Source organism: Mycobacterium intermedium (assembly GCF_002086275.1).
Classification (GTDB): Bacteria; Actinomycetota; Actinomycetes; order Mycobacteriales; family Mycobacteriaceae; genus Mycobacterium; species Mycobacterium intermedium.
Genome location: NZ_MVHT01000037.1, coordinates 13,376 through 35,555, shown reverse-complemented (window position 1 = coordinate 35,555; position 22,180 = coordinate 13,376). Strand labels below are relative to the sequence as shown.

Here is a 22,180-nt window from a genome sequence, read left to right as displayed (position 1 = left end):
ATCTTCCCGTGGCGAGATGGCCGGGGACGACGTCAACGCGCGCTAAGGACCGTGACCGGGAAGAGGCGTGCCGAATTCTCGACAACGCCTTCAACGACGGCGAGATCTCCACGGAGGAGCATCGCGAACGCGTGAGCGCGGCCACCAGAGCCGTGACGCTCGGCGAGCTGCACGACCTGGTGTCCGATCTGCAGTCAGCTCGCGAGCAGCAGGCGCCGATGCCGGCCGGTACGCCGGTGAGTACACGCCAGCCGAAACACACCGGGCGCGGCCTGCTGATCGCCTCGTACGTGGTGTCGGTGCTGCTGGGAATCGGGATCGGCTGGGGCCTCTACGGCAACACCACGTCTCCGCTGGACTTCACCTCTGATCCTGGTGCCAAGCGCGACGGTATTGCGGCGGTGGTCGTGACCGCGCCCAAGCAGCTGCAATCCCTGGGCGGGCTCACGGGGCTCATCGAGCAGATGCGCAAGCGGTTCGGCGACACGATGGGCTACCGGCTGGTGGTCTATCCGGATTACGCGTCCCTGGACCGCCCCGACCCCAATGAAGACCGCAGGTATCTGAGCTACACCTATCGAGGCGGCTGGGGCGATCCCAGCAGCTCGGCCAAGAGCGGCTCCGATTACACCGAGGTCGACCTGAGCAAGTTCGACGTGAAGGCAGTGGTCGGAATCATGCGCGGGGCGCCCGAGACGCTGGGCATCAAGCCAGCCGACGTCACGTCGAGCTACCTGATCATCGAGCCGGCCAAGGATCCGACCAAACCGGGCACGTTGTCGCTGACCACATACGTCTCCACCGATTACGGCAGCGGCTACGTCGAATTCGCCGGTGACGGCACCGTCAAGCTAATCAACTACCCGTAATCGCGGCTTCCGGGCCCGACGGCGGTTTCAGCCGCCTAAGCGCTGGTAAACCAACCGGGATGTGTGACAAACGGCGCATTAACAGCCGGTGGTGTTGTCCCTAATATATCGAGGCGATACGATGACGCGAGGCGTCGGCGCATCGTAACGGCCCGACTAGTTCAAGTAGCAAATGTGCAAAAGGGAGGTGAGTCGATGCTTGAGCTCGCCATCCTCGGGCTTCTCATCGAGTCCCCCATGCACGGCTATGAACTGCGCAAACGGCTCACCGGATTGCTCGGAGCCTTCCGTGCCTTCTCCTACGGATCCCTCTATCCGGCCCTGCGCCGCATGCAGGCCGAGGGGCTGATCGCCGAGAACGCCGCCCCGGCCGGGACACCGGTGCGCCGGGCCCGTCGGGTTTACCAGCTGACCGACAAAGGCAGGCAGCGCTTCAGCGAGTTGGTGGCCGACACCGGCCCGCACAACTACACCGACGATGGGTTCGGGGTACACCTGGCCTTCTTCAACCGCACGCCGGCCGAAGCGCGGATGCGCATCTTGGAAGGTCGGCGACGTCAGGTCGAAGAGCGTCGTGAAGGTCTGCGGGAAGCGATAGCGCGAGCCAGCAGCTCCCTGGACCGCTACACGAGGCAGCTGCACCAACTTGGGCTCGAGTCCAGCGAACGCGAGGTCAAGTGGCTCAACGAGCTCATCGCCGCAGAACGAGCTGCGCCCAATCACGCCGAACAGACGTGAACCCCTGCACTACACAGCACACGTAAGGCACGCAAGAAGTCATGAGGTTAGGAGAAACGCCGTAATGAGTCAGCAGAACGCGCCGCAGGCGTCAAACGAGGTACGAGTCGCCATCGTCGGCGTCGGCAACTGCGCGTCCTCGCTGGTCCAGGGCGTCGAGTACTACCAGAATGCCGACGACACCTCGACCGTGCCCGGCCTCATGCACGTGCGGTTCGGCCAGTACCACGTCCGCGACGTCAAGTTCGTCGCCGCTTTCGACGTGGACGCCAAGAAGGTCGGCTTCGACCTGTCCGACGCCATCTACGCGTCGGAGAACAACACCATCAAGATCGCCGACGTGCCGCCCACCAACGTGGTCGTGCAGCGCGGCCCGACCCTCGACGGGATCGGCAAGTACTACGCCGACACCATCGAGTTGTCTGATGACGACCCGGTCGACGTGGTGAAGGTCCTCAAGGACAACAACGTCGACGTGCTCGTCTCCTACCTGCCGGTGGGCTCCGAGGAGGCCGACAAGTTCTACGCCCAGTGCGCCATCGACGCCGGTGTGGCCTTTGTCAACGCGCTGCCGGTGTTCATCGCCTCGGACCCGGTGTGGGCCAAGAAGTTCAAGGACGCCGGCGTGCCGATCATCGGCGACGACATCAAGAGCCAAGTGGGCGCGACGATCACCCACCGCGTGATGGCCAAGCTGTTCGAGGACCGCGGCGTGACGCTCGACCGCACCTACCAGCTCAACGTCGGCGGCAACATGGACTTCAAGAACATGCTCGAACGTGAGCGCCTCGAGTCCAAGAAGGTTTCCAAGACCCAGGCCGTGACGTCCAACCTCACCGGCTCGCTGGCCGGCAAAGTGGAGGACAAGAACGTCCACATCGGCCCGTCGGACCACGTCGCCTGGCTGGACGACCGCAAGTGGGCCTACGTGCGCCTGGAAGGCCGCGCCTTCGGCGACGTGCCGCTGAACCTGGAGTACAAGCTCGAGGTTTGGGACTCGCCGAACTCGGCCGGCATCATCATCGACGCGGTCCGCGCGGCCAAGATCGCCAAGGACCGCGGTATCGGCGGCCCAGTGATCCCGGCGTCGGCATACCTGATGAAGAGCCCGCCGGAGCAACTGCCCGACGACATCGCGCGCGCTCAGCTCGAAGAGTTCATCTCGGGTATCTGACGCCCAGCGTCACGTTGGAGTGACGCTGGCGGTCGGGGGTCACACCAACGTGACGTTCGGCGTGGCCGCTAACGCCTGGTGACGGGCACGGCTCGTAAAGTCGGTGGCGTGACCGAGATTTCCAACGACGAACTGACCGGGCTCACCGAATTCGCACTGCTGGCCGAGAACGCCGAGCAGGCCGGCGTCACGGGACCACTCCCCCACGTTGAGCGGGTCGACGTGGGATCGGGTCATGCCAGGATCAGCGCGCTGCGGTGGGGCGGCGCCGAGCCGCGAATCGTCTTCCTGCACGGGGGCGGTCAGAACGCGCACACCTGGGACACCGTGATCGTCGGCCTCGGCGAACCGGCGCTCGCGGTGGATCTACCCGGCCACGGCCACTCGGCCTGGCGCGAAGACGGAGACTACTCACCGCAGCTCAATGCCGAGGCTCTGGCGCCGGCGCTGCGCGAACTCGCGCCCACCGCCGAATTCGTCGTCGGCATGTCGCTGGGCGGGCTGACCGCAATACGGCTAGGCGCGCAGGCGGCAGAACTCGTCAACGAACTCATGCTCATCGACGTCACCCCGTCGGCCCTGCAGCGGCACTCCGAAATGACCAAGGAGCAACAAGGCACGGTGGCGCTCATGCACGGGGAGCGCGAATTCCCGAGCTTCCAAGCCATGCTCGACCTGACCATCGCCGCGGCCCCACATCGCGAGGTGAAGGCGTTGCGTCGCGGGGTTTTTCACAACTCGCGGCGACTCGACAACGGCAACTGGACGTGGCGCTACGACGCCATCCGCAAGTTTCCCGACTTCGCGAGTCTGTGGGACGACGTCGACGCCTTGTCCGCGCCCGTCACCCTGGTCCGCGGCGGCTGGTCGGGTTTCGTCACCGACGAGGACATCGCCGAGTTGAGCCAGCGCGCAAGGCATTTCCGTGGTGCGCACGTCGTCGAGAACTCCGGCCACTCAGTGCAAAGCGACCAGCCTCGGGCCCTCACCGCGCTCGTGCGGAAGGTGCTTGACGCGCGCTGAGCTTACGGTGGACTGATGACTTCTGAGCTGCCCATCCGCATCGGGGTGCAACTACAACCGCAACACGCTCCCCAGTACAGCCAAATCCGGGACGCCGTTCGACGCTGCGAAGACATCGGCGTAGACATCGCCTTCAATTGGGACCACTTCTTTCCCCTGTACGGCGACCCCGACGGTCCCCACTTCGAATGCTGGACCATGCTGGGGGCCTGGGCCGAGCAGACATCACGCATCCAGATCGGCGCCCTGGTCACCTGCAACTCCTACCGCAACCCGGAGCTGCTCGCCGACATGGCCCGCACTGTCGACCACATTTCCGACGGCCGACTCATCCTCGGCATCGGATCGGGCTGGAAAGACAAGGACTACTACGAGTACGGCTACGAATTCGGCACCGCGGGCGGTCGGCTGGACGATCTTGCCGCCGCACTACCGCGAATCAAGTCGCGCCTGGCCAAGCTCAATCCCCCGCCGACTCGCGAGATCCCGGTGCTCATCGGCGGCGGCGGCGAGCGCAAGACCCTGCGGCTGGTCGCTGAGTACGCCGACACGTGGCACAGTTTCACTTCGGCAAATGACCTTCCGAGGAAATCGGAAGTGCTGGCGCGGCACTGCGCCGATGTCGGCCGGGACCCGGCCAGCATTGAGCGGTCGGCAGGGGTCGAGAACAGGGGCGAGCTGATCGCAAATGCCGAGACACTGGTCGGCCTGGGCGTCACGCTGTTGACGGTGGGCTGCGACGGCCCCGACTACGACCTCAGCGCCGCCGAACAGCTGGTCAGGTGGCGCGACAGCCGGTAACAACCGGCGTTCCACAGCTCTTCCCCACAGGTTCGGACACCGTTAGATTCGCGGTTGCCTACACTTCATCTGCGAAACCTCACAAACGACGCGCTTACTCGTGAGAAACTTCGAGCGCTGAGCAGGAACGGGTGAAAGAGGCTCCAACGCGCCGATGCCGAAGAAATACGGGGTCAAAGAAAAAGACCAGGTTGTGAACCACATTCTCAACCTGATCTTGACGGGCAGGCTCCGCACCGGTGACCGAGTCGATCGCAACGAGATCGCACAAGGCCTCGGGGTGAGTCGCGTGCCCATCCAAGAGGCGTTGGTCCAACTCGAACACGACGGGATCGTCTCCACCCGCTATCACCGCGGCGCGTTCGTCGAGCGCTTCGACGAAGCCACCATTTATGAGCACCACGAGCTCGATGGGCTACTCAGCGGCATTGCCTCCGCGCGGGCGGCGGCCAACCCCACCCCACGAGTCCTCGGGCAACTCGACGCGCTGCTGGCCTCGATGCGCACCGCCAAAGACTCTCGGACCTTCGCCGAACTCTGCTGCGAGTACCGAAGCACGGTCAACGACGAGTATGCGGGGCCGCGCCTGCACGCCACCATTCGCGCGTCATACAACCTCATCCCCCGGGTGTTCTGGATGACCTACCAGAACAACCGCGACGACGTCCTGCCCTTCTATGAAGAAGAGAACGCCGCGATCCACCGGCGTGACCCGGAAGCCGCTCGGGCAGTGTGCGTCAGCCGCTCCGAGCTGATGGCGCAAGCGATGCTCACCGAGCTGTGCCGACGGGGGGTACTGGTTCCGCAAGAAGGCGCGCGTCCCACTCCCATACATCTGCGCCGGGCGGCGAAGAACCTCAAGCCGTCATCGATCGTGGTGTGAACGCGTCGACTGGCAAATCGCCCGAGCAATCAGGTTAGACTGCCGAACTATGGCGGACAGCGAACCCACCGCGCCCGAGGTATCGGAGCTTGCGGAAGGGTTGCACCGCGCGCTATCCAAGCTGTTCACGATTTTGCGCCGGGGCGATCCGAACAACATGGTCGCCGGAGAATTGACGCTGGCGCAACTTTCAATATTGGTGACCCTGCTAGATCAAGGCCCTATCCGCATGACGGATTTGGCGGCGCACGAACGGGTCCGCACACCCACCACCACGGTGGCCATCCGCCGTCTGGAAAAGATCGGTCTGGTCAAGCGCTCGCGCGACCCGTCGGACCTGCGGGCCGTTCTGGTCGACATCACCCCGCAGGGGCGGGCTGTGCACGCCGAGTCGCTGGCCAGCCGTCACGCAGCCCTGGCCACGATGCTCAGCCAACTCCCCAGCGACGACCTCGACGCCCTGATGAAGGCGCTGGCGCCGCTGCAGCGCCTGGCCGCGGGGGAACCGGTGGCAAACGCGGCCGGCGACGCGGACCGCAAGCAGCGTGAAAGCGTTTGAGCAACAATCAACTTGGTAACCGTTTAGAGCATGCCCACCGCACTCATCACCGGAGCCAGTGGCGGTATCGGCTCCGCAATCGCGACGGCCCTGGCGCCAACGCACACCTTGTTGTTGGCCGGCCGACCGTCGGCGCGACTCGACGCCGTCGCCGATCGGCTTGGGGCCACCACCTTTCCACTGGACCTGACCGACACAGAATCGATCGAGGCCAGTTGCGAAGTGGTCGACGCGCTCGACGTGCTGGTGCACAACGCCGGGGTGTCCCTGCCGGGTACCGTCTCCGAGTCCACCGTCGACCAATGGCGCGCCACCTTTGCGGTGAATGTCATTGGGGCCGTTGCTCTTACACAGGCACTGCTGCCGGCGTTGCGGCAGGCCCACGGGCGGGTGGTGTTCATCAATTCCGGGTCGGGACGCAAAGCGTCGCGGATTAACGCGTCCTATTCCGCCAGCAAGTTCGCCCTGCGGGCGGTCGCCGACTCGTTGCGCGCGGACGAGCCGGACATTCAGGTGACCACCATCTACCCCGGTCGCACCGATACCGACATGCAGCACGACCTCGTCGCCTACGAAGGCGGCGAATACGACGTGGCCAAATATCTTCGGCCCGAGACGGTCGCCGAGGCGGTCGCCTACGCCGTCGCCGCGCCCGCGGATGCGCACGTACACGAGGTGGTGATCCGGCCCGCCGCGGAAGCCCGCGGATAGCGCCGCCCGTACCCGCAGGTGGCCTCCGGGCAGCCGCGAGTTATACGACGAGGTTGACCAGTCGCCCGGGCACGACGATCACCTTGCGCGGCTCGGCCCCGGCCAGGAAGGCCTGCACCTTCTCGTCGCCCAGCGCCGCGGCCTTGAGCACCTCTTGGTCCGCATCGGCCGCGACCACCACCCGGCCCCGGACCTTGCCGTTGACCTGGACCGGGTATTCGACGGTGTCGTCGACGAGATATGCGGGGTCCGCTTCCGGGAAGGGGCCGTGCGCCAACGTCGTGTCGTGACCCAACCGGTGCCACAACTCCTCGGCCATGTGCGGGGCCAACGGTGCCAGCATCAGCACCAACGGCTCCACCGCCGCCCTGGGCACCGTGTCGAGGTTCAGCTTGGTGAGGTGGTTGGTGTACTCGATCAGCTTGGCCGTCGCCGTGTTGTTACGCAGTGCCGCATAGTCTTCCGAAACCCCGGCGATGGTGCGGTGCAAGGCCCGCAGCGTCTCGGTGCTCAGCTCCCCGTCGGAAACTCGCGTTTCGCCGGTGTTCTCGTCGACGACGAGCCGCCATACCCGCTGCAGGAAACGGTGCGCCCCGATGACGTCCTTGGTGGCCCAGGGGCGCGAGGCCTCCAGCGGTCCCATGGACATCTCGTACACGCGCAGCGTGTCCGCACCGTAGTCGTCACAGATCTCGTCGGGCGAGATCGAATTCTTCAGGCTCTTACCGATTTTGCCGAATTCCTGGAAGACCTCTATCTCGCCGTCGGGCCCCGGGTAGACGAAGCCGCCGTCACGCTCGATCACCTCAGCGGCCGGCACATAGGTACCGCGCTTGTCGGTGTAGGCGAACGCCTGGATGTAGCCCTGGTTGACCAGTCGGCGGAACGGCTCGCTTGAACTGACGTGACCCAGGTCGAAGAGCACCTTGTGCCAGAACCGTGAATACAGCAGATGCAGCACCGCGTGCTCGGCGCCACCGACGTACAGGTCGACGCCACCCGGGTCGTTCGGGCCATGCAGGTCGGGGCGCGGCCCCATCCAATACTCTTCGTTTTCCTTGGCGCAGAACCGATCTGAGTTGTGCGGATCGGTGTAGCGCAGCTCGTACCAAGAGCTGGCCGCCCACTGCGGCATGACGTTGGTGTCGCGACTGTACGGCTTGAGTCCGTCACCCAGATCCAGCTCCACGTTCACCCATTCGGTGGCCTTGGCCAGCGGCGGTGACGGCTCACTGTCGGCGTCGTCGGGATCGAACAACACCGGCGAATAATCCGCTACGTCAGGCAATTCGACGGGTAGGGCCGACTCGTCGAGCGCGTGTGCGCGGCCGTCGCTGTCGTAGACGATCGGGAACGGCTCCCCCCAATAGCGCTGCCGCGCGAAAAGCCAGTCTCGCAGCTTGTATTCGATGCGCGCCCAGCCCTTCCCGTCGCGTTCCAGGCGCTCGGTGATGGCCTGCTTGGCCTCTGCGACGTTCATGCCGTTGAGGTAGTCGGAGTTCACCAACACGCCGTCGCCGGTGTATGCGGACTCTGAAATGTCGCCGCCCGCAATGACTTCGATGATCGGCAAGCCGAACGCGTGGGCGAAATCCCAGTCCCGTTGGTCGTGACCCGGGACCGCCATGATGGCTCCGGTGCCGTAGCCGGCCAGCACGTAGTCGGCGATGAAGATGGGCACCGCCGCGCCGTTGGCCGGATTGATGGCGTAGCTCCCCAGAAAGACGCCGGTCTTTTCCCGGCTCTCCTGTCGCTCGAGGTCGGACTTGGCGGCGATCGCGCGACGGTAGGCGGCCACCGCCTCCGCGGGCGTGGACCCGCCGTAGGTCCACGATGGCTCGACGCCGTCTGGCCACGCCTCGGTGACCAGTTCGTCGACCAGGTCGTGCTCGGGCGCCAGCACCAGATAGGTGGCGCCGAACAAGGTGTCGGGGCGAGTGGTGAACACCTCGAGGTCAACGTGTGTACCGGCTCGTTCACCGGAAGTCAGAGTGGCCGAAAACAGCGCCGCCGCGCCGGTGGATCGCCCGATCCAGTTGCGCTGCATCGTCTTGATCTTCTCGGGCCAGTCCAGCAGGTCGAGGTCTTCAAGCAGCCGGTCGGCGTACGCGGTGATGCGCATCATCCACTGCCGCAACCGCTTCCGGAACACGGGGAAATTACCGCGGTCGCTGCGCCCGTCGGACGTGACCTCTTCGTTGGCCAGTACCGTGCCCAGCCCAGGACACCAGTTGACCATCGAGTCGGCCCGATAGACCAACCGGTGACTGTCGATGATGTCGGCCCGCTCCCCCGCCGTCAGGTCTTGCCATGACCGGCCGTCGTCCAGACTTCTCGCGCCGGATTCGAATTCGGTGATCAGCTCCGAGATGGGACGGGCTTTGTTGGCGGCGGTGTCGAACCAGGCGTTGTAGATCTGCAGGAAGATCCACTGCGTCCATTTGTAGAAATCGACGTCGGTGGTCGAGAAGGTGCGTCGACTGTCGTGTGCCAAACCCAGTCGGCCCAACTGACGCCGGAAGTTGACGATGTTGGCCTCGGTGCGGGTCCGCGGATGGGTGCCGGTCTGCACGGCGTACTGCTCCGCGGGCAGGCCGAACGAGTCGAACCCCAGAGCGTGCAGCACGTTGCGGCCATGCATCCGGTAGTAGCGGGCGTAGACGTCGGTGGCGATATAACCCAGCGGGTGACCGACGTGCAAACCGTCCCCGGAGGGGTAGGGGAACATGTCCAGGACGAACAGCTTGTCCTCGGGCACCGCGGCGCCGTCGGCCGGAGCGAGCGAACCGACCGGGTTGGGCACGTTGAACGTTCCAAGGTGCGCCCAGTTCTCCTGCCACGTCCGTTCCACGGTGGCGGCGAGGCCGGCCGTGTAGCGATACGGCGGCGTGGTGGAAGCCACCTCTTGAGCGGCGTCAGCGCTACCGGTGCTGCTGGTCGGCGATTCGGTCACGCCAAACAGGGTATAAGGGCGACTCACGCGGCCTCGGATCGCTGGGCTGGGCACGGGTTGATCTCGGTTGCGTTGCACGCCGATCAGGGGTTCATCCCAGCTCTGTTTCAAGCCTGGTCGACGCTGCCCAGCGCTAGTTACATTCAGCCTCGATGAGGGCATTGGCGCCCAGTTATCGAAGGGACCCGACGCAGATGATCACGAACGCGCGTACCTGGCGAGTCTTCGTCGGGGGCATGGCAGCCGGTTTTGTCGGCGTCTTGCTGATTGCGGGCGGAAAAGCATCGGCAGATCCAGCATTCCCGGCGCCTCCCATCCCCGCGCCCAGCCCGGCGCAGCTGACCACTCCGCCGGTTCAGAACCTCACGGCGCTGCCCGGGGGCGTCGCCAACAACAGGCTCGCCCCGGCTCCCGCCCAAGCACCAGCCCTGGCCCCGATCCCGGTGCAGGCGCCCGTAGCGGCACCGATCGCGCCCGCGGCGCCCGGCCCCGCGGCGGCGCCCGTCCCCGTCCCTGCCGCACCGGCGCCGGCCGCCGTAGCGCCAGCCCCTGCCGCTGCCACAGCGGCGCCCCCCGGGGCAGCGCCGATGCCGCCCAGTAACACCCCGGCCATCGCGGGCACGCTGCGCGACTACTTCCACAGCAAAGGGGTCAAGCTAGAACCGCAGCGCCCCGAGGGCTTCAAAGCACTCGAGATCACCCTTCCGGTCCCCCCACGCTGGACTCACATCCCCGACCCCAACGTGCCCGATGCGTTCGTCGTGATCGCGGACCGACTGGGCAACAGCATCTACACCTCGAACGCGCAGATAGTCGTGTACAAGCTGGTCGGTGACTTCGACCCGGCCGAGGCCATCGCGCACGGCTATGTGGACAGTCAGCAACTCCTCGCCTGGCAAACCACCAACGCGTCGCTGGAGAACATGGGGACCTTCCCTTCGTCGAAGATCGAGGGCACGTACCGCGAGAACGACATGACGCTAAACACCTCGCGACGCCACGTCATCGCGACGTCTGGAACCGATAAGTACTGGGTTTCGCTGGCCGTCACCACTGCCGCCTCGCAAGCGGTGAGCGACGCCCCGGCCACCGACGCGATCGTCAACGGGTTCCGCGTTGCACCGCCGGGGACGGCCGCCGCAACCGCGCCAGCGCCGGCGTCTGCGCCCGTCACGCCTCCCGCCGCGCCCACTCGGCAGCTACCGGTTCCCAGTTCGACACCGGTGCAGCAGCCGCTGACCGCCGTGGCGCCCGGTACCGTCCCAACCCAGCCGCCGCTGGTGACCTTGGCGCCGGTACCCGGCCGCTGACCATCGCGCCCGACGAGCGGAACGGTCGGCCAGCTCGTATTGTGAGCGAATGCTCGTCGTCGGTGTGCTGTGCATGTGTGCGGCGCTAGCGGCCGCCACGTTCGGAACTTGGTCCCTGTCACATCCTCGACCCGCCGACCCCATGCAACTGGCGCTGCGGGCGTTGGCGCCCACGCAACTGGCCGCGGCGGTGATGCTGGCCGCCGGGGGAGTGGTGGCGTTGGCGGCGCCGGCGGAGGCCGCCCTGGTGGTGGTGGTGGTCTGCATCGTGGGCGCGGTCGGCACGCTGGCCACCGGGTCGTTCCAGAGCGCGCGCTACGCGCTGCGCCGCGCGGAGGCGGCCGAGGCCGAACCGAGCCTGTGCGGCGGAGTCTGCGGGAACTGCACCCTGTCCTGCCACTAGCCGCCGGAGCGCCGCTAGTTGCGGCTCAGGTCGATCGGATGGGTGGCCAACAGCGACAGCGGCCACGGCTGGCGCCGCAATACCTGACCCCACAGGTCTTCCCTGGGGCCGACTAGAACGTCGGACGGCAAGCCGGACAAGACGATCCAGTCATCGCGCTCGATTTCACCTTCGAGCTGGCCGATGGTCCACCCGGAGTATCCGGCGAAGATTCGCACGCCTTCCACCAGCGGTGCGATGGCTTCGGGATCGGCGTCCAGGTCAACCATCACCATGCGACCCGCGACGTGGCGCAGGCCCAGCGCCTCATCCGGCTCCGCACCGACCCGCAGCACGCCCAGACACAAGGCCGCGTCGCGCTTCACCGGGCCGCCGAGGAACATCGCCTTCGGCTTGGCCGCGATCTTGGACCAGTGCGGCAACACGTTGTAAACGGCGGTTTCGCTGGGGCGGTTGAGCACTACACCCAAGGTGCCGCCGTCGTTGTGCTCGACGATGTAGATCACGCTGCGGCGAAACGTCGGTTCGAGGAGATCGGTGTTGGCCAGCAGCAGGGTGCCCGCCCGTACCCGTTGGGCGGCGGGTGCGATGTAGTCCTCGGGGTCTTCCTGCGGTGCCACTCCAACATCATCGCACCATCGACGAGATCGCCCGAGGCAATCATGCAGTCGAGAAGTATTTGTAATGTGGGTGGGGCGCCGCGGGCGTCGACGAGCCTTGCCTGCGCCCGACATTAGAAATGGACTCTGTGATTCGCAGCCGGACGCACGCCATCGCACCCGTCGACCTGTGGCGAGCGGTGCGCAGTCTGCCGGACTTCTGGCGCCTGCTGCTGGTTCGGATCACCAGTCAGTTCGGCGACGGGCTCTTCCAGGCGGGTCTGGCGGGAGCCCTGTTGTTCAATCCGGACCGTGCGACAGATCCGATGTCGATCGCGCGAGCCTTCGCGGTGCTGTTTCTGCCGTACTCGCTGCTGGGGCCGTTTGCTGGGGCGCTGATGGACCGTTGGGATCGGCGGCTGGTACTGGTCGGTGCCAACATCGGGCGGCTGGCCTTCATCGCCGCGGTGGGCACGTTCCTGGCGCTGGGCGCCGGCGACGTGTTGCTGTTGTGCGGAGCGCTGCTGGCCAACGGTTTGGCCCGGTTCGTGAACTCGGGGCTGTCGGCTTCGTTGCCGCACGTGGTGCCGCGCGAGCAAGTGGTCACGATGAACTCGGTGGCCATCGCGTCGGGCGCGTTCTCGGCCTTCCTGGGTGCCAACTTCATGTTCGTGCTTCGGCTGCTCGTGGGTGAACACGACAGTGGAGCGTCGGTGGTGATCTACACCGCCGCCGTTCCGGTGTTGATCGCGTTGGCGTTGTCGCTGCGGTTCGCTCCTCGGGTGCTGGGCCCGGACGACACCAAGCGCGCTATTCACGGGTCGGTGGTCTATGCGGTGATCACGGGCTGGGTGCACGGCGTGCGGACGGTCGTCCAGTTGCCGTCGGTGGGTGCGGCGCTGTCCGGTCTGGCGGCGCACCGGATGGTGGTTGGAATCAACTCCCTGATCATCTTGCTGTTGGTGCACCACCTGGGAGACGGGGAAGCCGAAGGGCTGGGCACCGCAGTGATGTTTTTCGCCGCCACCGGGTTGGGCGCCTTTCTGGCGAATGTGCTGACGCCCGGGCTGATCCGACGCTGGGGACGTTACGCAACGGCCAACTGGGCGCTGGCGGCGGCCGCGGCCATCCAGCTCGCGGCCGTCGGGTTGCAGCTCCCGGTGATGGTGGTGTGCGGCTTCCTGCTTGGTTTGGCGGGTCAAGTGGTCAAGCTGTGTGCTGACTCGGCCATGCAGATCGATGTCGACGACGCGCTGCGCGGCCACGTGTTCGCCGTGCAAGACGCTCTGTTCTGGGTCGCCTTCATCGCCGCGGTGGCCGTCGCCGCCGTCTGGATACCCGATGACGGGCGCGCGCCGTGGTTCGTATTCTTCGGGTCGGTGATCTACGCGGCCGGGCTCGTCGTGCACACTCTGGTCGGCCGGCGGAGCAACTCCACGGCAACAGGCGTTTCGGGAGGTAACGATGGCGGGTCCGGGTCCGATAGTCGCCGACCTGGCGGCGGAGAGCGACGAGCTCGATGATCTGGTGGCGGCACTGCCCGCGGAGGGGTGGGCGAAGGCCACGCCTGCGCCCGGGTGGACGATCGCACACCAGATCGCTCACCTGTTGTGGACCGACCGAGTGGCGCTGCTGTCGGTCACTGACGAGGCCCGATTCGCGGAGGTGTTGACCGAGGCGGCGGCCGATCCCAACGGTTTCGTCGACGCCGGCGCCGAGGAGCTGGCGAAGCTGCCACCGGAAGAGTTGCTCAACGACTGGCGGGTGACCCGCCGACGACTGCACGACGAGTTGGTGAAGGTTGCCGACGGCCGCAAGTTGCCGTGGTTCGGTCCGCCGATGAGCGCCGCGTCGATGGCCACCGCACGGTTGATGGAGACGTGGGCGCACGGACTCGACGTCGCCGACGCTCTCGGTGTCACGCGGCCCGCCACCGCGCGGCTCCGGTCGATCGCGCACCTGGGGGTCCGGACTCGCGACTACGCCTTCGTGGTCAACAATCTGACGCCGCCGAGCGAACCGTTCTTCGTCGAGTTGCGCGGACCCGACGGCGACATCTGGTCGTGGGGCCCGTCCGACGCGGCCCAGCGGGTGACCGGCTCCGCCGAGGACTTCTGCTACCTGGTGACGCAGCGGCGTGCGTTGAAGACGCTCGATGTCACCGCCGTCGGGGAGGACGCGCAGCGGTGGTTGTCGATCGCGCAAGCCTTCGCGGGGCCTCCCGGCCCGGGGCGATGAGCGCGCGTAGCGCGCGAAGAGAGACCGGGCCGTAAAGCTCGAGCCCGGGGCGATGAGCGCGCGTAGCGCGCGAAGAGAGACCGGGCCGTAAAGCTCGAGCCCGGGGCGACGAGCGCGCGCAGCGCGCGAAGAGAGACCGGGCCGTAAGGCTCGAACCCGGGGCGATAGGGCTTGACGACGGAGCTAACTGCGGGGGTCTGTGAGGTCTCCCGCAACGACAACGCGCGCACGCGGCACCGTGCCTTTGTCCGACTCGGCGCCGTTGCCCCGGGCCAGCATCCCGACCGGCGTCATCGGCATAGGAGCGCCACCCAGCCCGTTCGACGCCGTCGGCCCGCGCAACTCCGCGGCGTTGAGAACACCGGCACGCAAGCTGGCTGGTCTGCCGCCGGGTTCAAAGCTGCTGGTGGGCCGGGTGTAACTGGTCAATCCGGCACCGGGAAAACCCGCACCGCCGCCCGCGCCGCCAGCACCGGCGGCCCCGCCGGCCCCAGCGGCAACGGGCTCGGCAACCGCGGCCCCGGCCACGTTCGGCGACCCCGTCCCCGCCGGGAACATCCCGCCCATCGCCTGCAGCATGCCTTGCGGCAGGCTGGTGAACCCCTGCACGGCCTGCATCGGAGCCTGGCCCAATTGCTTGAGCGGTTCGGCGACACCCGAAACCATCTGCAGCGGTTCCTGCATCAGCGAGCCGAGCTGCCGCGTGCCCGCGTCGGCCGGACCGGCGGTCTGGCCGCCGAGCTGCGCGGCCTGAGACGACGCCTGCACCGCGTTGTGCATTCCGGCCTGTCCCGCGCTCTGCGCCGCCGCTTGTGCCGCCGCCGCCGGCGCGGCCGGTGACGCGCCCATTGGGGCAGGCGGCGGGGGAACGGCCAACGCTGCGGTCAACGCGCTCAGCGCGGCGGAGTAGGTCCAACCCACACTTGAGTTGTGCGGCCAGTGCTCGCCGTAGTACTCACCGTCGCGCTCGACTATCGCCGGGGTGTTCTGCCCCAAGAAGTTGGTGGCATTCAACACCGCCCACTCGTCGCGATTGGTCTGCGAGATCACTGACGGAATCACCGAGGACCGCGCCAGGGCGAAGGCTTCGACAGCGGCCTGGGTGAGGCTTATCTTCCCCGCTGTCCAGCCGACCAGCGTCTGCAACCCGGCGTTGAGTCCGGTCGCAGTCACCATGGAGGAGACCGCGCCGACGCCCTGCCACTGCGCCGCCGTCACCAGGGTGTTGGCCGCGGACAGACCCTCCGCAAGTTCCTCGTTGGCGGTTTCGGTGACCCAAACGACGTTGTTGGCGATCACCGAGGCAGGCGAACCCGCCTCAAAGATCGCCGCGACAACCTCCGGCGGACCTGTCCACCTCGGATCGGGCATGTCTGAACCGTTCCTACAGCGCGTTAGCCGCCGCGCGGGTGGCCTCCGCGGCGACATTGGCCGTCGATGCCAGGCCTTGCGCCCCGGAGAAGGCCGCCCGTTGTCCGATGTGTTCGCCGGCCGTTGCGAGGTACGCAGCACCCGCGGCGTTCAAGGCCGCCGCGAACTCGATCGAGTCGACATCCGTTGCCATCGGCACCACGCCGGTGAGCGCGGCAGCCCCGGCAGCAGTGGTGGCCGCCATTTCCTCGCTGATCCCAGCCTCCACGGCTGCCGACAAGTCAACAGCACCCGGAACCATGCCGAACACGCCACTCATATTCACTGCCTCCCAACTGATTTGCTTCACCGCCCGAGAGCGAAGGCGTCTGAGTCTAAAAGCGGGCAAGCCACCTGTCAGTTCAGGTTTACGGCTCTCCGACCAACACCCCTTCCATCACGCCGTCGGTCGTGACAAGGAGGCCACGTCCGGGCGGGAATTGTTGCGCGCTGGTCCTTCCGAACACCTTCACCGCGGCCGGATCGTTGTCCATGAACAACGTCGGCGCCCGGGAACCCGTCATCCTCTGCAGAAACGGGTTAGTGACCGACACGCCCGCCCAGTTTCCGGGCAGACGGGAAGCGAACACGTGCAGGCCGATCTCACGGCCACGTTCGATCAACCCCCACAACGGGGCGGTCGCAGCGCCCTTGCCGACCACACCGTGCGGCCGAAGTTCCTGCTCGTCGTCGATCAGCACGAAATGGTGCGGTCCCTGCCAGTCGCCTCGGCTGAGCAGCTGCTCTTGACTGAGGCCCGACGGCGGTAGGCGGTCGCGCAGGATTTGTGCGAGTTCTGCGATCACGGTGTCGATGTCGTCGGCGGTATAGGCGTAGGCCCGCACGTGTTCGCCCTGGACCTTGCCGATGAGCGACGTCTTGGGGTCGATGATGGTGATCTGAGCCTGCTCCGGTGTCAGGCGCTCGACGATCGTCTTGCCGAGGGCAGCCAACGTCGTTGTCTTGCCGCATGATTGCCGACCAACGATCAACAGGTTCGGCACCGCCCTTGCGGGCAACGCGACCGGGCGCAACGCAGTTTCACCAATCGCGAACGGGATGTTCAACGGGTCCGCCGAGGCGGGGCTCGCTGCGAAGGCGGCCACCACTTCATCGAGCGCAACTCGGCCGGGCAACCGCGCCAGACTCTCGACCCGACCGGCGCCGGTCAGCCCGGCAACCAAAGCACCGATGTCGCGGGTCGCCACCCGCTCGCCGTCGGGCCCGACGATCTCGGGTACCCCGACCAGCAGTTCGTGGCCGTCCCGGGTCAAGCCGAACCCGGGCCGGTCCAAGGTGTTGCGAGCCGCCTTCTTCCGCTCGAAGCCCTCGCCCATCTGAGTTTCGTCTGGATTGCTGAGCCGCAACTGAATCCGCGCGTTGGACACATTGACCAACTGCTGTTTTTGCCCGACAAGCCATGCCGTGGCGCTGGTCATCACGTGTACGCCGTACGACAGTCCCTGACGGGCGATAGCGATCGCGCGGTCGCCCATGGCGGCGTTCTTGTCGTAGAAGTCGGCGAAGTTGTCGATGACGAGGAAGACGTCGCCGAACTTGTCGTCGGGATCGGTGCCACCCGCACCGCCGCCACCGAAACCGGTGCCGAACCGTCGTTCCCGAAACTCGGCAATGTCAATTTGGTACTTCTTGAACGACGCTTCGCGGGCCAGGACCAGTCCCTCGATCGACGCGATGGTCCGCGACACGCCTTCCACGTCGGTCGGGCTGACCACCGATGCCACATGCGGCAGTTCCTCGATGGCATGCAGCGAGGCTCCGATGCAGAAAAACGTCACCCGTTCGGGTCGATACATCAGCGCCGCCGACGCCATCAAAGTCATTAAGGTGGTGGACTTTCCGCGCTGCGCCGTCGCGACCACCATGATGTTGTCCATCTCCGCGTCGACGGCGTGCACGCGTTGGGCATGCTCCTCTGGAATGTCCACAATCCCCAGCGGAAATACCAGGCCGTAGTTGTCGCCATAGTCCACGTTCCACGGCTTGCCTCGCCAGCGCGCCACCAACGCATCGATCGGTTCGCTGACTTCCAACGGCGGCAACCAGATCCGGTGCGGAGGGCGCGCGGGGTGGGATACCAGCGCCTCCCGAATCACGTCCACGAGCTTCATCTTGCGGAACCCGTCGGAATGGAAGAGGAACTCGTCGGGCTCTTCGGGCTGCTCGGCCGTTGCCAACGCTTCGCTGTCGGCATCACTGAGCGGTTGGTATTCCCAGGTGTAGGAACGTGGTTGGGAGAAGCTCACCGAAACCGGCGTGTTCACGCTCGTCACCGGCTTCGGCACCACGAATGGGGCTGACACGTAGAAGCAGCGGAACTGTTCGAGGTCGCGCGGTCCCACCTTGAGCAGTGCGTAGCCGTTCTCCTTCGACGGCAGGTGCAGCGCGGCATCGCTGCCGATCACGTCACGGGAGTCTTCGGCGGTTTCTGCGCGCAGGGCCACCCGAAATGCGATGTTGCTCTTGGCCTTGCTCAGCGACGACAGATCCAGTCGCTGCCCGCCCAGCGTGAAGAAGACATTGCAGCCGCGGCCTTCCTGCCCGATGTGAATGACCAGATCGATCCACTCGGGATGGTGGATGAACAGTTCGAGGTACTCGTCGATGATCACCAGCAGAATCGGAACTGGCTCCAGATCCCGTCCGGCGAGTCGCATCTCCTCGTACTCGTTCGCGTCGCGGGCGCCGGCATCCTTGAAAAGCCGGTAGCGCCGCGCGATCTCGCCGTTGATGGCCTTGCGCATTCGTTCTGCCAGATGGCGATCATCCTTGCCGAGATTCGACAGCGAGCCAGCGACGTGCGGGAAGCCCTGCAGGTCCTGGGCCGCTGACTCGAACTTCATGTCGACGAATATGACGATGAACGTCTCCGGCGAGTGCGTGAGCGCGATCCCACTGCACAGCGACAGGAAATACTCCGACTTACCGGATCCGGAAGTGCCGATCACCACCGAGTGGAAGCCATAGCCGCCAAAGTCCTTGGCGCGCAGGATCACGTATTGCAGCTCTCCGCTTTGTCTCACCCCCACCGGCACCATGGCCCACTTCGAGTCACCTCGACCGCGGGTCTCGGCCCAAAGCCGGTCGACGTCGAGCTCACGTGGATCGGCGATGCCCAGCGCCCGCAACAATTCCCCGGCCTGACTGTCGGTTTCGGACAGCTCGCCGGCAGTCATCGGCGACCATCGGGCCAGCGCCCGCGCGTACCGGTTCGCCGTGCTCTCGGCAACGGTGTCCGCCACCGCGTAGAAGGTGCCGCGATGCATGAGCCTGCCTTCGCGTAGGACGAACCGTTGGGACTCGTCGGCGAATCCGACACCGATGCCGACCCGGGTCGCCAACCGCAGCACCGTGATTCCGGCCATTCCCTTCTGCCCGGTCACACCCTCCCACTGCTCGGGCGTGCCCACGTTGTCGTCGACGATCAGCCAGTGCGATCCCAACGAAACACCCGACTCGACGGGCGACGGCATCGAGGTGGGACTCGACCCGACCGGTGGTATCCAGGGGCCGCGACCCTTGCGGTGCAGCTCGGCATCGAGTGACTCTTCCAGCTCGGTGGGCGACGCGAATATCAACCGGCGCAACCCGCACGCGTCGAACATCTCGTCGTGCTGGTTGTGCGGCAGCCACACCAACCAAGACCACAGTTCGGGATGGCGCGTGACCACCATGATCTTGAGGTCGTTGGGGCTGTGGTAGACCGCCAGTGAGCACAAGACCGACCGCGCCAGGTCGTATAGTTCGTTCGGGTTGTCAGCGATGAAGCTGAAGCCTGGTTTGGACCGCAGACTCAGCACCTTGCCGATCTCGCGGATCTTGCTCTGCTCGAGGATGAAATCCCTGAGCGCACCGCCGGTTACGGGTTCGAGTTCCTCGCCGACGGGCACGTCCGGCCACTGCAGCGTCACCGCGGACTCGCTGGCCTGCTGAACCCCGATCCCCAGGCGTACATCGAGGAAATCGGTATCGGTCGGACGCCGCTCCCACATCCGCGTTCCGCCGATGACCCTGTCCAGCTTGAGTGGGTCGCAGTGCACGAAAAGCTGTGCATGTCGCTGGTTTTGGCCGGCCCACTGCACCTCTTCCCGATCCTCGTCGAGTTGGCGCAGATAGCTGCGGCGCAGCTTCTCCTGTTCGCCCCAGCTGATTCGGCGCCCACGCCCGAACCGCCCACCGAACATCAGGGCTCCGAAACCGACCAATCCCATCATCGGGAAAAACCCCGACTGCAACGACCGCACGCCCGACGCATACATCACCACCAGCGTCCCGACGATCCCAATCAACAGCGCGGGAAGTGCAATCATCAGCAGAATGTTTCGCGGTTCGCGTTCGGGTAACGCCAATGGCGCTGCGACCGCGACGCGCACCGGCGCCACGCTGGGTACGGCGGTGCGGGTCGAGCGGATGAAGCCTCGTTTGGACAATGGCTAGCTCCCGGCTTCGTTGTAGTCGGGAATGGGTCCGACCGAGCCGCCAGCAGGGATTGCGTCGCGGGCAACCAAGGCCGCGGCGCGGCTGATCGCCGGACCCGACGCAAAGGTGCGTACTATCGGCCAAGGCGCTTGTGCGGCCCGCCTGGGATCCAGCCCCAGGGCCTGCAGGGTTCGCGGTTCGGACTGAATGCCATACCGAACACCTTGTGGTGAAACCCAATACAGACTTTCTCGGCTGTCGGCGGTGAGTACCCCGCTCGTCGTCGCGATCAGGTTCGTCGCACCGGGCAGCACCAGGGTCTGGTGTGCTTCGGTCGAATCGGGATTGCGGTCGTCACGCACCAAAGGCACCACGCGGGCGTCCATGCCCATCGGGACGGGTAGGCCCCGCCCGGACAAGATGGTGACCCTGGCCTGCGGGTCTCCCGACTGTTTCACCCATCCCACACAGGTGACCGGGTTGGCCGCTGTGTCAACGAATTCCAGCCGTCCCGACGGGAAGTAGTCGACGTCGAGCATGTCGACGACCGGGATGTGGATCAGCTTGTCCGGTGCCACCAGAGTGGGCGCTACCGAGCCCTGCGAATCGCGAGTGCGCAGCAGATCCGCCACGAAGCCGGTGATCTTCTGCACCCCATCCGGCAGCAGGACGTAGAAGGCGTTGATGGCCCCAGCGGCATCGCGCGACTGCAGGACAGTGCCCACCGATGCGCCCGGCAACCAGCGAGAAGCTGTTCCCGCTTCCGGAATGGGCGGCAGCGCAAGGGGTTCGGTTGATGGCATCGCGTCGAAAAGCGCGTTGGAGATGTCGATCGGGTGCGTCACCCCGACATCGAGGCCGAGGTTGAAGGTGATCGATCGGTCCAATGGATCGATGCGCGACCGCTGGCCACCCCAGATCACATGAGTCGCGCCGTTGTGGGTTACCAGGATTGCCTGCTTCGGGCCCACCGCGGCGGCTCGGTCCAGCGCGGTTAGTTGGCCGGCGATAGCTGTCACGACCGGACCGCTGCCGGTCGCACGAGAGGCGGTGTCGCACACCGACCATGCCGAAACCCCGCCGTTCGCGACGGGCAGGCTGTCTGGCACCCCGGGAATGCCGATCATTGGACCGGTTGGATACTTGGCGATCTCGCTGGCGGTGACCCAGGTTGGCGCGGCGGCGTTTCCGACCGCCAGTCGCGCCGAAGTCAAGTTGAGTGCCGGGTAGAGGCGGCCGTTGAGCCGGGCGTATACCGCGCCCGTGTCGCGGTTGCCGATGATGGCGGACTGGCCTACAAGACCCGCCGGTTTCATGATGTGAAGCAAGGCCATCCAACCGACACCGAGCAACACCAGTACGAGCGAAAGCGCTACCGCGGCTTGCTGTTTACGGTCGTCGTGCTTCATCCGCACGGAGAACCTGGTGATCGCCGCGCGTAGTCGCCGGTTGTAGAACAGGTGCCCCGAATTCTGGTCGCGGTTGGACAGATTCAGTGGCACAGTCGTTCTCCTTCCGCTGTCGCATGCCTCGTTGGGAGGGCCCCGCCCACGATGGGGCGGGGGCACCGACACCGGCGTCGCTGCAGACATCACTGCAGATGAGTGCCGTACCGTGCCCGATTCTCGGCCTCTGCCTCGTCGCGCAACGCTGCGAACGCGAGGTTCAATCTCTCGGCCAGCTCGCCATGGGCATAGCCGGTCATCACGCTCGGATCCAACGTCAACCTGAGCAACCGACCGTCGGAATTTGCGACAGCGTGAATATCGCCTAGGTCCACGCTGTACGTGACGGTTTCCGCCTGTGCGACAAGGGCTTCCCACCTGTCAGCGGTTTCGCTCAGTTCACGAAGAACCGATTCGACGAGGTCCTGGTCCCTCAGGTCGCCTTCCTCGCTGTGACCGTCCGACCCCGACACCATGACAGTATGTCCACGAGGCCCACCTGCGTCAATTCACATATGTATCGGATTACCTGATGCAGGCGTAGTGAAAGTTCGCCGGACCCGTCCGCGGCGACGCGGGCTGCAGCGGCCGCCACCAACATGCAGTTGAGCGGTAACGCCTCGA

Annotated in this window: 18 protein-coding genes and 1 pseudogene; 12 read left to right on the top strand and 7 right to left on the bottom strand. The window is 65.9% G+C overall.

The window, feature by feature from the left end:
* Positions 1-8 precede the first annotated feature (8 nt).
* The 8 genes from BST27_RS14815 to BST27_RS14780 all read left to right on the top strand — a co-directional run bounded on the left by BST27_RS14815 (position 9) and on the right by BST27_RS14780 (position 6,758).
* Complete coding sequence (locus BST27_RS14815) at positions 9-869, top strand: DUF1707 SHOCT-like domain-containing protein (protein ID WP_069420696.1); 861 nt, start codon at positions 9-11, stop codon at positions 867-869.
* A gap of 195 nt (positions 870-1,064) precedes the next feature.
* A complete protein-coding gene (locus BST27_RS14810; RefSeq protein ID WP_069420742.1) occupies positions 1,065-1,607 on the top strand; it encodes a PadR family transcriptional regulator in 543 nt (180 codons plus the stop codon).
* 64 nt (positions 1,608-1,671) lie between these two features.
* The gene (locus BST27_RS14805) at positions 1,672-2,781 is read left to right on the top strand and encodes an inositol-3-phosphate synthase (RefSeq protein ID WP_069420695.1); all 1,110 of its coding nucleotides are present in this window, start codon (positions 1,672-1,674) and stop codon (positions 2,779-2,781) included.
* 108 nt (positions 2,782-2,889) lie between these two features.
* Positions 2,890-3,804, top strand: coding sequence for an alpha/beta fold hydrolase (locus tag BST27_RS14800; RefSeq protein WP_069420741.1), 915 nt, complete (start codon positions 2,890-2,892; stop codon positions 3,802-3,804).
* A 15-nt stretch (positions 3,805-3,819) separates the two neighbouring features.
* Positions 3,820-4,605 carry an LLM class F420-dependent oxidoreductase gene (locus BST27_RS14795; RefSeq protein ID WP_069420694.1) on the top strand — a complete coding sequence of 262 codons (786 nt, stop codon included), beginning with the start codon at positions 3,820-3,822 and terminating at the stop codon, positions 4,603-4,605.
* A 154-nt stretch (positions 4,606-4,759) separates the two neighbouring features.
* Entirely contained in the window at positions 4,760-5,488 is a 729-nt protein-coding gene (locus BST27_RS14790) for a GntR family transcriptional regulator (RefSeq protein WP_069420693.1), read from the top strand.
* Positions 5,489-5,537: 49 nt separating this feature from the next.
* Positions 5,538-6,047, top strand: a complete 510-nt coding sequence (locus tag BST27_RS14785) for a MarR family winged helix-turn-helix transcriptional regulator (RefSeq protein WP_069420692.1) — start codon at positions 5,538-5,540, stop codon at positions 6,045-6,047.
* 30 nt (positions 6,048-6,077) lie between these two features.
* A complete protein-coding gene (locus BST27_RS14780; RefSeq protein ID WP_069420691.1) occupies positions 6,078-6,758 on the top strand; it encodes an SDR family oxidoreductase in 681 nt (226 codons plus the stop codon).
* Between the two features lie 40 nt (positions 6,759-6,798).
* Here BST27_RS14780 and leuS read toward each other — a convergent pair whose 3' ends face one another.
* Positions 6,799-9,711: a leucine--tRNA ligase gene (leuS, locus tag BST27_RS14775; protein ID WP_069420690.1), complete on the bottom strand. Its 2,913-nt coding sequence runs from the start codon at positions 9,709-9,711 to the stop codon at positions 6,799-6,801.
* A gap of 194 nt (positions 9,712-9,905) precedes the next feature.
* Here leuS and BST27_RS14770 point away from each other — a divergent pair, with 194 nt between their 5' ends.
* Together BST27_RS14770 and BST27_RS14765 are read left to right on the top strand one after the other, a co-directional pair.
* A complete protein-coding gene (locus BST27_RS14770) occupies positions 9,906-11,021 on the top strand; it encodes an LpqN/LpqT family lipoprotein (RefSeq protein WP_079219526.1) in 1,116 nt (371 codons plus the stop codon).
* A gap of 49 nt (positions 11,022-11,070) precedes the next feature.
* The gene (locus BST27_RS14765; protein ID WP_069422420.1) at positions 11,071-11,424 is read left to right on the top strand and encodes a hypothetical protein; all 354 of its coding nucleotides are present in this window, start codon (positions 11,071-11,073) and stop codon (positions 11,422-11,424) included.
* A 14-nt stretch (positions 11,425-11,438) separates the two neighbouring features.
* Here BST27_RS14765 and BST27_RS14760 read toward each other — a convergent pair whose 3' ends face one another.
* Positions 11,439-12,044, bottom strand: coding sequence for a YqgE/AlgH family protein (locus tag BST27_RS14760; RefSeq protein ID WP_069422419.1), 606 nt, complete (start codon positions 12,042-12,044; stop codon positions 11,439-11,441).
* 119 nt (positions 12,045-12,163) lie between these two features.
* Between BST27_RS14760 and BST27_RS14755 the strand changes: the two are divergent.
* Both BST27_RS14755 and BST27_RS14750 read left to right on the top strand, forming a co-directional pair.
* Positions 12,164-13,450: pseudogene (locus BST27_RS14755) on the top strand (MFS transporter); the annotation flags it as partial.
* 37 nt (positions 13,451-13,487) lie between these two features.
* Complete coding sequence (locus tag BST27_RS14750) at positions 13,488-14,261, top strand: TIGR03084 family metal-binding protein (RefSeq protein ID WP_069422418.1); 774 nt, start codon at positions 13,488-13,490, stop codon at positions 14,259-14,261.
* A gap of 183 nt (positions 14,262-14,444) precedes the next feature.
* On the opposite strand, the gene BST27_RS14745 is transcribed toward BST27_RS14750, so the two are convergent.
* The 5 genes from BST27_RS14745 to BST27_RS14725 form a co-directional block, all read right to left on the bottom strand.
* Positions 14,445-15,632, bottom strand: a complete 1,188-nt coding sequence (locus BST27_RS14745; protein ID WP_170062320.1) for a PPE domain-containing protein — start codon at positions 15,630-15,632, stop codon at positions 14,445-14,447.
* 13 nt (positions 15,633-15,645) lie between these two features.
* Positions 15,646-15,951, bottom strand: coding sequence for a PE domain-containing protein (locus tag BST27_RS14740; RefSeq protein WP_197518220.1), 306 nt, complete (start codon positions 15,949-15,951; stop codon positions 15,646-15,648).
* Positions 15,952-16,039: 88 nt separating this feature from the next.
* Positions 16,040-20,002, bottom strand: coding sequence for a type VII secretion protein EccCa (gene eccCa, locus BST27_RS14735; RefSeq protein ID WP_269149722.1), 3,963 nt, complete (start codon positions 20,000-20,002; stop codon positions 16,040-16,042).
* Between the two features lie 123 nt (positions 20,003-20,125).
* A complete protein-coding gene (gene eccB / locus BST27_RS14730) occupies positions 20,126-21,613 on the bottom strand; it encodes a type VII secretion protein EccB (RefSeq protein ID WP_069422416.1) in 1,488 nt (495 codons plus the stop codon).
* Between the two features lie 89 nt (positions 21,614-21,702).
* Complete coding sequence (locus BST27_RS14725; RefSeq protein WP_069422415.1) at positions 21,703-22,032, bottom strand: DUF2710 family protein; 330 nt, start codon at positions 22,030-22,032, stop codon at positions 21,703-21,705.
* Positions 22,033-22,180: the final 148 nt, after the last annotated feature.